5 protein-coding genes are annotated in these 13,035 nt (G+C 53.0%); 2 read left to right on the forward strand and 3 right to left on the reverse strand.

Features of this window, described 5'->3' with window-relative positions:
* Positions 1-10: 10 nt before the first annotated feature.
* Positions 11-1,306, reverse strand: coding sequence for a tetratricopeptide repeat protein (locus tag AC5S26_RS07010; protein ID WP_494184133.1), 1,296 nt, complete (start codon positions 1,304-1,306; stop codon positions 11-13).
* Between the two features lie 223 nt (positions 1,307-1,529).
* Entirely contained in the window at positions 1,530-5,231 is a 3,702-nt protein-coding gene (locus tag AC5S26_RS07015) for a TonB-dependent receptor (protein WP_494184134.1), read from the reverse strand.
* Positions 5,232-5,596: 365 nt separating this feature from the next.
* Between AC5S26_RS07015 and AC5S26_RS07020 the strand changes: the two genes are divergently transcribed.
* Entirely contained in the window at positions 5,597-9,361 is a 3,765-nt protein-coding gene (locus AC5S26_RS07020; RefSeq protein WP_494184135.1) for an FG-GAP-like repeat-containing protein, read from the forward strand.
* 58 nt (positions 9,362-9,419) lie between these two features.
* Positions 9,420-11,204 (forward strand): CRTAC1 family protein, encoded by a 1,785-nt coding sequence (locus AC5S26_RS07025; RefSeq protein ID WP_494184136.1) that lies wholly within the window; start codon positions 9,420-9,422, stop codon positions 11,202-11,204.
* Positions 11,205-11,224: 20 nt separating this feature from the next.
* Here the strand turns inward: AC5S26_RS07025 and AC5S26_RS07030 are convergent, their stop codons facing one another.
* Positions 11,225-12,832, reverse strand: a complete 1,608-nt coding sequence (locus AC5S26_RS07030; protein ID WP_494184137.1) for a carboxypeptidase regulatory-like domain-containing protein — start codon at positions 12,830-12,832, stop codon at positions 11,225-11,227.
* Positions 12,833-13,035: the final 203 nt, after the last annotated feature.

Here is a 13,035-nt window from a genome sequence, read left to right on the forward strand (position 1 = left end):
ACGGTCGTCCTTACTGCTTCTGAGGAATAGAATCCCTCGTTGAATAAACGAATTGCTTTACCTCTGCGCGTTCTTTGTCCGTTTCGGCCAGGTGCTGTGTGCGCTGTTTCTGATAGATCTCGATCTCAGTTTGCGCACGGTCCTTCTGTCCGGAATGAATATAGTCCTGTCCCAGGCGATAGTGCGCATCTGGCAGGTCAGGATTCAGCGTGAGCGCACTCTGATACTCCGCAATAGACTTGCTATATTCACGTTGCTCTGCGTACAGGGTCCCTAGCTGCAAGTGTGCATCTGCCATCTTCGGATCGAGAGCAATCGCCCGTTGCAGAAGACTTTCAACCTGAGGAAGGACTTTCTCCGAATCAGCCGCACGCTTCCCCTTCCTAAGCGCCACGGCGTAAAAGTAAGCGCTACTAGCATTGTTCGGTTCCAACTCGGCATAACGCTTGAAACGAGCGATCACGTCGTCTGCCTGAATGGGAGTGTTCGCAAAAGCTTTCGATAGAAAAAAATAACACCGAGGATCATCGGGTTTTAAATCGGCGGCCGTCAATAGAGCTTTCACAGCTTCGTCATACCTGGCACGCGAATACAATGCCATCCCCAGCCCTATAAACAGTCGCGCCGATTTAGGATAACGCGCTGTAGCCTGCACGAAGATATCGATTGCAGGCTCATAAGCGCGATGCAGCAACATCTCGCCGCCCCAGGAGAACAGGTTGTCCTCGCTCGGATCCATCTGCGCGGCTATGGCAAACTCATTTGCAGCATCGACAAACTGTTCCTTCTTCTCATCAATTTGTCCGAGGAGGTTATGCAGTTCGCCCGTATTCTTTTCTCGCACCAATGTATGGGCCAGGTCACTCGCTGGAGCCAATTCCCCAGTTAAAAAGTATGCGAGCGCGAGGTTATACCCGTTGTCGTACGATGGCCGAATCGACTGCGCGGTCTTCAGATAAGGAATCGCCACTGCCAGTCTCCCCGATTGGGTATAGAGCTGACCCAGATTATGGTTTGCTTCATAGCTCTTTGGGTCGAGATCAATCGCCTTGCGCAACTGCTCTTCTGCCAACGGCAGCTTTCCGGCACGAAGCAGAGACGCCGCCAGGTTGGTCCTGGCTGCCGCAGCGCCGGGCTTGAGTGCTACGGCAGTCTGAAACTGCTCCAGAGCCTGCGCTTCCTTCAATTGGGCAGCATAGACCAGACCAAGAAGCTCGTGAACCTCGAAGCTCTTCGGAGTTTTAGGCAGAAGCGTTTCAAGCTCAGAAGCGGCTGCGTCAAACTGACCGGCGTTATAGTGATTCATGGCGGCCTGAAACTCCCGATTTGGTTCCTGGCTTCGTTCAGGCCTGGCTTGAGCGGCGGCAATGGCCACCGAGCACAAGCACAGGAACACCGTCGCAAGGATCCATCGAGATGGATAACCGTTATTCACGGCCTGTCCTTATGGATTGCCCCGTAAATGTTACTCAGAAACTCCTCGGCAATAGCAATGAAGGCACTGCGATCCACAGTGCCTTCATCTTAGCCTAGTAATACAGTTTCAGGGCAAACTGGATTTGCCTTGGATCAAACGGAGCGTCACGGGTCGATCCGATTTCACCGAATGTGGAACTGAGGTAGTTGCCCGAGTTTCCAATTGGAGTGACACCATTGCCTCCGAAGTTCGGTGCGTTGAAGTTCGGATGGTTGAAGATGTTGAAGAACTCTGCCCGGAACTGGAGCGAAATGGCCTCATGAATCGGGAAGTTCTTGAAAGTTGAGAAATCAAACCGGTGGAATCCTGGTCCAACTGTGCTCCCCGAGCCCGCACTACCAAGAATGAGCGGGCTGTTAGCCGCAATCGGCATACAGCCGGCGGGGCTACCCAAGATTGGGCCATTCGCGCCAAGTACGCACGGTTGATTGAATGCCGCAGGATTGCCAAACCAAGCAAGATTTCCGTTCGAGTGCTTATACAGGCCCAGCTTCTGACTCTGTCCAGCTACCTTCAATACGTTGCAGCTTGTACCTGAAGTAGTCGAAGACGGGCAACTCAAGGAGATCGGCTGGCCACCTTGAAGCGTAGCGATACCATTGACGGCCCACCCTCCCAGCACGGCGTTGGTTACCTTACCAGAGTTGGCCAGGAACATCTTGTTTTTGCCGAACGGCAACTCATAACTACCACTGAGGTGGAAGACATGTCGGATATCGAAATTGGCCGGGCCCCAGTCAAAGTGTGGTCCGAAATTGGGAACCCATGCAGCACGGTATCCACTGACGCTGCCACCGTTCAACAGATCACCGGCGTCAGACATGGTCTTGGCGAAGGTGTAGGTAAACAGGAAGCTCACGCCGTTCGCAGACTGTCGTTCTAGTTTTGTCTGCAGCCCGTTGTAAACACTTCGTCCGAGCGTACGTTGATAGCTAGCGTTCTCGTTGAAATCAGGGAATGGCCTATATGGCTTTGTATTGGTGTTTGCGGGCAGTATCTGGGAGACCCTGTTATTACCAATACCGGTCTGCAGAGAACTTCCCGATGTCATGACATAAGCGGCCTGTGCCGAGATGTTATGTGTGATGGCGTATTGAACCGTGAGATTTGCACTGAGAGTGCGAGGCGTGCTGTAGTCGAACTGCAATCCTTGCAAGTTAAGCCCCGCGCCGTTCACCGCCAAAGGAGTGAACTGAGCGCAGGTCAAACCTGAACCAATCGTCGCACTGCCGCCTGGACCGGCTGTCGCGCAAGTTCCATACGGATTGGATCCTGTGCTAAACGGTGCGGTATCTGCTCCACCGGCGAAGGTGAAGTTATAGACAAAGGGATAATTTTCTCCAATGTTAGGACCATAGCCCTGATTTTCAAACGCGTTGAAGAATATCCCTGTACCGCCTCGCACTACGAGGCGTGGCGACACCTGGTAGGCAAATCCTAATCTTGGCGCAATATTAGTCTTTTGCGTCTGAACAAGTGCCTTCGCATACTTGTCCGTTACCTGAAGTGCAATTCCATTTTTCTGGAGCAAGGCCTGGAAACTTGTCGAGAGAGAACGATCCGCTTTGCCGCTTGCTGGGACCAGAAAGGTCGGAGTGTTATATGGTGGACCACTCTGGATGAAGTTTGCCTGACCTCCATTCGCTTCGGAGATAGGACTGAAATAATCCCAGCGGATACCAAGATTAAGGGTCAAGTTAGGAGTAACCTTCCAGTCGTCTTGTAAGTATCCGGCAAAATAGACTCGGGTGTCATACGTCTTGTTGATATTGGAAGCAAGAACCTGATTAGCACCTCCAACGTAGCTGACACCATTCGGCACAGTCGCGGCCGTAGGGATAAGCAGCAGCTGCGCACGACCAGTCTGATCTCCGCTCTGACCTGGAACACCCGCATAGTTGTTATTGAAATCAAACTCACCGCGCGAATAAGCAGGTTGCAGTGTGTTAAAGTGAACGTTCTGGAACTCGATGCCGGTTTTGAAGCTGTGCTTCCCGTAGATCTTCGTGAAGTCATCCGTCACTTGAAGAGTCTGGCTAACCTCATCCGAGGGGAGGTAGTCGTTACTGCCCAGGTTTTGCAAGCCGCTGATTACAATCTGCGGTAATCCGCCATTCTGTGGTACCTGTGGAATCCCCTGAATGCCATACTGTTCAGGAATTCCCATCGTATTTCCTTGGGGGCCGAAACGAGTGGTATGAAGATGGTTTAGCCCGACACGACCAACATTGATGGTGCTTGGCGTAAACACGTGCGTCCAGGCAGCAACAGCCTGTTCGGATGTCGCGCCCTGAATGCCGTTCTGGAAGCTACCGCCGTCAGCAACACCCCCGAAGATACCGGGAATAAACTGCGGATCATCCACGTAGCTGAAGCGTACGAAGACCTGATTTTTATCGCTTATAGTGTAGTCACCGCGAACGTCGAAGGCATTGCTGTGTTCATAAAGTGCAGGGCTTGCGGTGTAATTATTCGTGAATGAATTGTTGATCGGAGCTGGGTAAAGATTGAGAAGCTTTACGGCATTCGGATCAAGACGATTCGCCGGCAAGTGATTCAGGTTGCAGCCACCAAGCGTAAAATTCGTCGTCCCGGGCCCACACGTACCGAACGGATCGCGTACATATGCAAGGGGTGTTCCAGCAATTCCTGTCAGAGGATCGATTCCATTGGCAGGAATTTGTCGTGTCGTTGCCGGATCCATGATCGTTCCGTATGGAATCGACCTTCCAATCGCATCTATGCGCGGGGAGCCGTTTTGACCGGTAATGAGGTCGGAGAGATCCGTGAAATTGCTGTTGCGCTCAGTTAGCGTCGGAACCGAACCGTTCAAAACCGTTCCCTGTACGCGTCGGAAGCCTTGATAGTCGCCAAAATAGAACAGCTTATTCTTGACAATAGGACCACCGATCGAGGCACCAAACTGATTCCATCGCAGTGCGCCCTTCTTCACGCCGTTGTGGTTCTCAAACCAGTCGGCCGCATCCAGCTTGTCGTTGCGGAAGAACTCCCAGACGGCGCCATGAATGCTGTTGGTTCCGGATTTGATCGTCGCATTCAGAACCGCTCCCGCTGAACGCCCCTGTTCGGCACTGAACTGAGATGTCTGAACCTTGAATTCCTGAATCGCATCCAACGGAGGAAGAATGACGAAATTCGTACCGTTCAGAAAGTCGACAGCATTCGAGTTGTTATCGATGCCATCAAGCAGGTAGTTGTTCTGCGCCGGACGCAGCCCATTCGCGGAGAATGCGCCAGATGCCGCGTTACCTCGGGTATCAGCTTGAGGCGTATTGACTCCGGCCGAGAGCTGAGCCAGAAATGTAAAATTGCGGCCATTCAAAGGCAAATTGTTGAGTGTGGTACCGTCTATAACCTGGCCGACGGACGCTTCCGTCGTCTGCAGTTGCGGAGGAGTTCCGGTAACAGTAACTGTCTCGGTCGCGGACCCAAGTTGCAGCTGAATGTTGGCTTGCAGGCGCTCTTGCACATTCACCTGCAGATTTTCCTGGGTTGTTGACGAAAACCCTTGTGCTGAAGCCGTGACGGAGTAGTGTCCAATTCTGACGGGCGAGAAAGTGTACTGCCCGTTGCTACTCGTTACGGTTTCCAGCGTCAGGCCAATATCAGTGTTGCGAAGCGTAACGTGAGCATTCGGGACGACCGCGCCGGATGGATCCGAAATGACCCCGGTTATGGCCCCTTGGTCTACCTGGCCAAACAGGCCCGGGCTCAGCACAAGTAGAAAGTACACACATGTGAAAGTTCTCAACTTGAGGGTACGCACACGTCCAAACGCACTGCATCCTGAGCTCATCCCGTCACTCTCCAAAATGCTTCAAATGGTTGGTACCGACAGCTCGCAGTTAGGTAACCGGTTACTTTTTATCTGGGGCGCAGACTATTCTTCGGAAATCCCTTTTGTCAAACAAAAATATTTGAGCCTTACGAAGCCGCTTCTTTCGTTGGTCCGCCTTCTTCGGCAGGTTCCGCATTGGTGCTAGCATGCATTTGCTGCTTGCGAAACGTCTCGCCATCAATCGAAATATTTCAAGGAAGTTCTCCCGACACGTGCCCAGCCCGCTCCTCTCTCGCCGCACTTTCCTGCAGAAGATGGGGATGGCGCCAGTCCTCCTACGCGTGGCACCCTTCGACAACTGGTCGCTCTTCCACATCTCCTCATCACAGCCCGGCTATCTGCCCTTACCTCTGGGCGAGTTTCATCTCAAAGCCAACTACCCGGCGAAGTCACCTCTGGAAGATATTCTCCGGCTTGTAGCAATGGGGTCGGATCAATTTGTCACCGAAAAATATGCCTTCGAAATTGAGCAGGAGTTGAGGCAATGGAGTACCTCAATCACCCGCTCTGTTCGCGATCTCGATTCACTCGCAAAGCTGCTTGATCACTCAATTGCTGCTACATCTTTCGTGCCTCTTCGGCAAAAAACGTTACGCAATACGCAAGGAATTGAGACACTCAAGATAGAGTTCGCATCGGGAACGGTTGTGGGACGCGATGAATTCTTAAAACAACTTCGCGGTTATTTTCAGCCGGCGTCACGCATCCTGACTGCGCAGTTTGATGTGGTCAACCTCGAAGAGACATCCGTAAACTCCTTGGACCTGCAAGTCGGCATTCGGTACAACTTTGTATTTGAAACCGAAGGCACACGCCGCGAAGAACGCATCGGACACTGGCAGACCAAATGGGCCCTTGATTCCACGAACACGTGGAGGATTCACCACTGGGTGGCCGGAGAAGAATCGCGCAGCATCGTATCCTCGCCAGCCTTTGTCGATATCACCGAGCATGCACTCGGGTCCATCGACTCGTACCGCTCTCAATTACTACACGGAACCGATTACTGGCGAACCGTTCTCGATGGTGCCTGCGGGATTGACGTCTACGGTAACAACGGCATAGCCGTCGGTGATTTTGATAACGATGGATTCGACGATCTCTATATCTGTCAACCAGGAGGGCTGCCGAATCGACTCTATCGAAACCGTGGTGATGGAACATTTGAGGATGTCACCGAACGCGCAGGAGTAGGAGCGCTCGACAATACTGCCTGCGCGATCTTCGCGGACTTTCGTAATAGTGGACACCAGGACCTGCTCGTCGTTTGTGGCACTGGACCGCTACTCTTCCTGAATCAGGGCGATGGCACTTTTCAAATTAAGCGCGACGCCTTCACATTCACACAAAATCCGCAGGGAACTTTTACCCATGCGGCTGTGGCAGACTACGATCGAGACGGAAGGCTGGATATCTATTTCTGCCTCTACAGCTATTATCTCGGTCTCGAACAGTATCACTATCCTGTGCCCTACTTCGATGCGAGGAACGGCCCGCCAAACTTCCTTTTGCATAACGAAGGCGATGGCAGATTCACAGACCGCACAGAAGCTGCCGGGCTCAACAAAAATAACAACCGTTATAGCTTTGCGTGTGCATGGCAAGATTTTCGTTCCAGCGGCTTCCCTGACATTTATATCGCAAACGACTTTGGCCGCAGCAATCTCTATCGCAACAACGGCGACGGCACCTTTACGGACGTTTCAACTGAAGCCCATGTAGAAGATGTCGGAGCCGGCATGAGCGCGTCCTGGTCCGATATCGACAATGACGGAGAACCCGATGTTTATGCCGCCAATATGTGGTCAGCCGCGGGTCAAAGAATCACCGAACAAATGCTCTTTCACAAAGGGGCGCCGGAAAACATACGCGCTCTTTATCGCCGCCACGCACGTGGCAACTCTCTCTATCGCAATCTGGACAACGGCACATTTCAAAACGTAAGTGAGCAAGCAGGCGTTGGGATGGGACGGTGGTCGTGGAGTTCGGATTTCTGGGACTTCGATCACGACGGTTATGCGGATCTCTACGTCACCAATGGCTACATCTCTGGTCTCGAGCATAACGACCTTGCCAGCTTCTTCTGGCGCCAGATTGTTGGCAAATCTCCTGAAGACTCGACTCCGTCACAAGCTTATGAGCGTGGATGGAACGCTCTCAACGAACTTATCCGGTCGGATAACTCCTGGAGCGGGTATGAGCGAAATGTGATGTTCGCAAATAATCACGATGGAACATTCACAGAGATTTCAGGAGCCGTCGGCCTCGACTTCATCGAAGACAGCCGCTCGTTTGCCCTCGCCGACATCGATCATGACGGTCGGCTGGAGATCATCCTGAAAAATCGCAACGCTCCTCAGCTCCGCATTGTCCGTAATGCATTACAGGATATCGGTCACTCCGTCTCCTTCCGCTTGCGTGGCACGAAAAGCAACCGTGATGCTATTGGATCCACGATTGCGCTCGAGGCAGGTCCCCTGAGGCAGACGAAATCAATTCAAGCCGGCTCCGGCTTCCTCGCACAGCATTCCAAAGAAATCTTTTTCGGCATAGCAAACCATTCTGGTCCCGTTCGCGCAACGATTCAGTGGCCCTCAGGACACAAACAAACTTTTGACAACATCCCCATCGGCCATCGCATTGAAATCGAGGAAGGCTCAACGAATTTCGTAGCCAAGCCCTTCGCTGCCCCGCCGGCTATCTCTTCTAATCTTAGCCCTGCACCTGCAACCGATCAGACACCCGCATCGTTCGGGACATGGCTCATTGAGCCTATGAAAGCCCCTGAATTTTCGCTTCCCGGCCTCGATGGCAAAGAACACAGCCTGCGTTCCCTCCGCGGAGGTTTCACGCTTCTGATTTTTTGGACAGCCCAGGCGCCACAATGTCGGACAGTGTTGACGCATCTGCATCAGCATCGCTCCGCATTCGGTCTGGCCCGTCTGAAGATTCTTACCATTAACACGGACGAGAATGCTGGAGCGGGGAAGTCGCTGGCAGCACAACTCGGACTTGACCTTCCGATCCTCTTTGCAAACGCTGAGACTACGGGAATTTACAACATCATTTTTCGCTATCTCTACGATCGCCGCCGCGATCTAGTCCTTCCAGTTTCGTTCCTGGTGAACGCTGAAGGAATGATCGTGAAGGTCTATCAGGGAATAGACACCGAACAAATCCTCCAGGACGTGAGACTAGCACCAGCCTCTGCAGCCGAACGCCTGTCGCGTGCTCTCCCCTTTCCCGGCACGGTCTATCAAGATGCGTTTCACCGCAACGATTTCACCTACGGTGTCGCGTTCTTTCAGCATGGCTACCTCGATACTGCAGCGGAATCGTTCCGACAGGTCGTCGTTCAAAAGCCAAACGACCCGGAGGCCTACTACAATCTAGGTACGTTAAGCCTGCATCAGAACGATCTCCCTACAGCGCGTCGGCATCTCGAACAGACTATAAAGCTGCGTCCAGACTACCCCGAGGCATGGAACAACCTTGGCATGATCGCGGCGCGACAGGGCCTGGCGGACGAAGCCATCCGCGATTTTCAGCAGTCGCTCGATCTTCGCCCCAGTTACACCATCGCCATTCTCAATCTTGGCAATCTGTATCGCCGTCAGGGCACATTCGGCAAGGCACAGGACCTACTCACCCACGCTTTGCAGCTTCAGCCGGATGATCCGGAAGCTAACTACAGTCAGGGCATGCTTTACGCTCAACAAAATCAATTGAAACTGGCATCTGATTATCTGCAGAAGGCCGCAGATCTGCGCCCGGGCTACCCTGAAGCCTTGAACAATCTCGGAGTCGTCTATGTCCGCACTGGAGACTACAATCGTGCGGAAGAGCAGTTCAAGACCTGCATCCGCCTCACACCTTCCTTCGATCAGTCCTATCTAAACCTTGCACAACTCTATGCGATTCGCCACGAGAAGCAGCAGGCAATCCAGACCCTGCAACAGCTATTAGTATTGCAACCGCAGAATCAGACAGCACAACGTGCCTTGGAGATGCTGTCGCGCCCTTAGCAGTGGCTCCAAAACCCAGACCTGATGTTTACCAGGTATCTCAACCGCATTAGACTCTATGAACGTGATCGTTCCCCGTCGGCGCTTTCTCAACTCATCGCTCTTTCTGCTCAGCGGTACGCTCCTTGAAACCCTGACGACACCTCTATGGAAGTGGCGTAATCCCGACCTGGTTCACGCGGCTACTACCGCGCCAACCTCACCTGTGCAGTTCACCAATGTCGCCACGGAGGCTGGGCTCGCCGTTCCGAATGTCTGGGGAGGAGTCGATCACAAACGCTCCATCGTCGAAGCGAAGGGCTGTGGGATCGCTTTCTTCGATCACGATAATGACGGTTGGCTGGACATCTATCTCACAAACGGCAACCGTTTCGATGTGCAGTGGCCTTCTGGCCACGCTCCTACGACTCACCTGTATAAAAACAACCGCGACGGCACATTCACCGATGTCACGGCAAAATCAGGACTTGCAAGGACAGGCTGGCAGACCGGTGTCTGTGTCGGCGACTACAACAACGACGGATGGGACGATCTCTTCTGCACCTTCTGGGGACACAATGTGCTCTTCCACAATAATGGTGACGGCACATTCACCGATGTCACCCAGAAAGCTGGCCTCTCACAACCGCAAGTACGGCTAGGCGCAGGATGCACCTTCCTTGACTACGATCGCGACGGATACCTCGACCTCTTCGTCTGCAACTACCTCAAACTTGATCCCAAGGACATCCCACCTGAAACAGACACCAAATTCTGTCAGTGGAAGGGCGTACCCATTATGTGTGGTCCGCGCGGCCTCCCTGGCGACACCAACATCCTGTACCACAACAATGGCGACGGTACATTTACTGATGTCTCTGAAAAATCCGGCATTTACAAAGTCGGCCCGCGCTATTCCATCACCGCAGTCTCCTATGACTTCGACAATGATGGGTGGCCAGACATCTACGTTGCCGTAGACTCACAGCCAAGCGTTCTGCTGAAAAACAATCACGACGGCACCTTTACGGACGTTGCCGTGATGGCAGGCTGCGCTTATAACGACGACGGGCACGAGCAGGCAGGAATGGGTGTCGCCGTCGCCGATTATGACTGCGACGGCTATTTCGATATCTTCAAAACAAACTTCGCCGACGATACCTGCAATCTGTACCACAACAACGGCGACGGCACCTTCACGGACCTCACTACTACAGCAGGCACTGCGGTGAATAACGGTTATGTTGCGTGGGGCTGCGGCTTTGTTGATTACGACAACGATGGGTGGACTGACATCCTTCAGATCAATGGTCATGTCTATCCCGAAATCGACAAATACCACTTCGGCCAGACCTTCAAGAATCCGCGTCTCGTCTACAGGAACCTGGGCAATGGCCGCTTCAAGGACGTTTCGGCGGAGATGGGTTCTGGGATCGCCGAACGATATTCCAGTCGCGGCGCAGCCTTCGGCGACTATGACAACGACGGCGATATCGATGTCCTGATTCTTAACATGAACGACACACCCTCGCTGCTGCGCAACGATGGCGGTAATCAGCAAAACTGGATCAAACTCAAGCTCATCGGGACCCGATGTAATCGCACAGCAATCGGCGCGCGTGCGCGCGTCATCACGGGCAAGCACGTGCAGATGGACGAAGTTCACAGCGGCACCAGTGTTATGTCGCAGGGCGATCTGCGTCTGCACTTCGGACTTGGGAGATCCGAGATTGTTGATGCCGTTGAAGTGAAATGGCCGACGACTCAAAAGATTGAGCGATTCACGAATGTCCAAGCCAATCAGATACTCACAATCCGTGAAGGAGAAGGGATCGTTGCAACCTACAAACCCAAGAAGGCTTGAGAGTCACCCCCCTACAGACATTACTTCACGTCTGCTGATTCCTGCAGCACAACCATAAACTGCTTGACCTTGGTCCTCTGCTGCTCAACGGCTTCCGCCTGTGCCTTCTCAATCGTGTCATGCCGCTCAAACTCCTCCTTGGCCTTCCCCGCCAAACCGATACGCTGATAGGCGATTCCAAGCCTGTAATGGGCATCACCAAGCTGTGGATTCGCTTCAACGGCCTTGGTGAAAAAGTCAATGGACTGTCGATAATCCTTCTTGTCCATACTCAGAATTCCCAACTGGAGATATGCCTCTCCAAACTTCGGATCGAGCTCTACCGCTTTGGCTAGAAGAGCGCGGGCATTCTCGACGTCCAGCCTATTCGCAGGGATGCTCTGGCGCTTAAGGATTGCCATCGCGTAGTAATACTTTGCGCGAGCATTCCCCGGCTCTGTCTGCGTAAATCGAGCAAGTTTCTGCTCCGCACAACCCAAAGGAGCAGGTGAGGCTATCTCGATCTCGCCGAGGAAAGTGTAGGGTGCTGCATCCTCTGGATTCAACCCCGTGGCTTCACACAAACGCTGAGCTGCCTCTTCATACTGCGCACTGGCGAAAAGTGCAACACCCAACGCAGACAACATCCTCGCCGATTTCGGATAGGCAGCCGCCCCTTTCCTGAAGACCTCGATCGCCGGCCACACGGCGCGATGTAACAATAGCTCTGCGCCCCACGTAAATTCATTCGCCTCGCTTGGATCTAGATGCACAGCTGCCTCGTACTCACGTTCAGCAGATAGCGCATCGCCCATTGCCTCATCCACATCGCCCGCAAGCCGATGGAACTTTGCAGCGTTTTCTTTAGCTAGCAGGTGGTGTATATGCTCATGTGCCCGCTTCAGATCGCCGGCTTCCCTGTAGACAAATGCGAGATCATATTCATTACTGCTATTTGTCGGATCGATGTGGAAAGCGATTTCTAATCGAACCACCGCTTCTCGATAGTTCCTTTCTTGCAGGCAAAATTTGCCAAGTTCGCGATTCGCGACAAAACTCTCAGGCGATGCTGACGCAGCGGCACGTAGCGCCCTCTCTGTATCGCTTGTATGACCAACCTGAATTGTTCCATCGGGCTTAAGCGTCGCCGCTTCTCGTGCGAGAGTCTCGCTCGTCCGCAGGCTTGCATCTGACCCATGACCGCCGACCGCAGTCCAATCGGTAATGCCAGCTACCGTAAAGTTTGGTTTATCGGTAAATTCCATACCTTTAGTGCGTGCAGCGTTTGCGGAAAGAATCAGAGTGATTTGCGACGCTGCGTCGCCCGTAGAAATCTCCGCCGAGCCACGCATATCGGCTTTTTCCGCGCGCACTGAATATTTGCCTGACCGGACATTAGTAAACGAAAAGCCACCGTGAGCATCCGTTCGCGTCACCACGCCAATTTGTTGCAACGTTACGATGACATCAGGAACCGGATTGCCGCTTTGGTCGGTCACTACGCCGCGAATTGCAACCGCCGCCAGATGTTGCGCTCGTACGCAAAAATCGCCAGCGAACAGCGCACAGATGAGCAACGCTTGTACCAAGCTAATGATACCGGCTCTGGGAAAGAAACCTGATCTCACGAGAATAAAGTTAGCAGCCATTACAGTCGGAATTGTACTCGGTGCCTATCGAACCAGACTCGGATTTCCGTCAATAAGGTCCCGAGGGTCAGTGCAAACGCTCAACTGATCAAAGCACTGTTTATCATCCGGAGCGTATGGAGCAATACGTTCGCCGCATGCTCGAGCGTAATGTGGCCAGCGTATCCATTATGACCATCGGATATGACCATCGGAGATGGATC

It is taken from the genome of Edaphobacter sp. FHG110511_03, assembly GCF_059115365.1.

Excerpts from the sequence above, each read along its gene's own strand:
- AC5S26_RS07010 (WP_494184133.1), bottom strand. The coding sequence starts at position 1,306 with ATGAATCACTATAACGCCGGTCAGTTTGACGCAGCCGCTTCTGAGCTT.
- AC5S26_RS07020 (WP_494184135.1), top strand. The coding sequence starts at position 5,597 with ATGGCGCCAGTCCTCCTACGCGTGGCACCCTTCGACAACTGGTCGCTC.
- AC5S26_RS07025 (WP_494184136.1), top strand. The coding sequence starts at position 9,420 with ATGAACGTGATCGTTCCCCGTCGGCGCTTTCTCAACTCATCGCTCTTT.
- AC5S26_RS07030 (WP_494184137.1), bottom strand. The coding sequence starts at position 12,832 with ATGGCTGCTAACTTTATTCTCGTGAGATCAGGTTTCTTTCCCAGAGCC.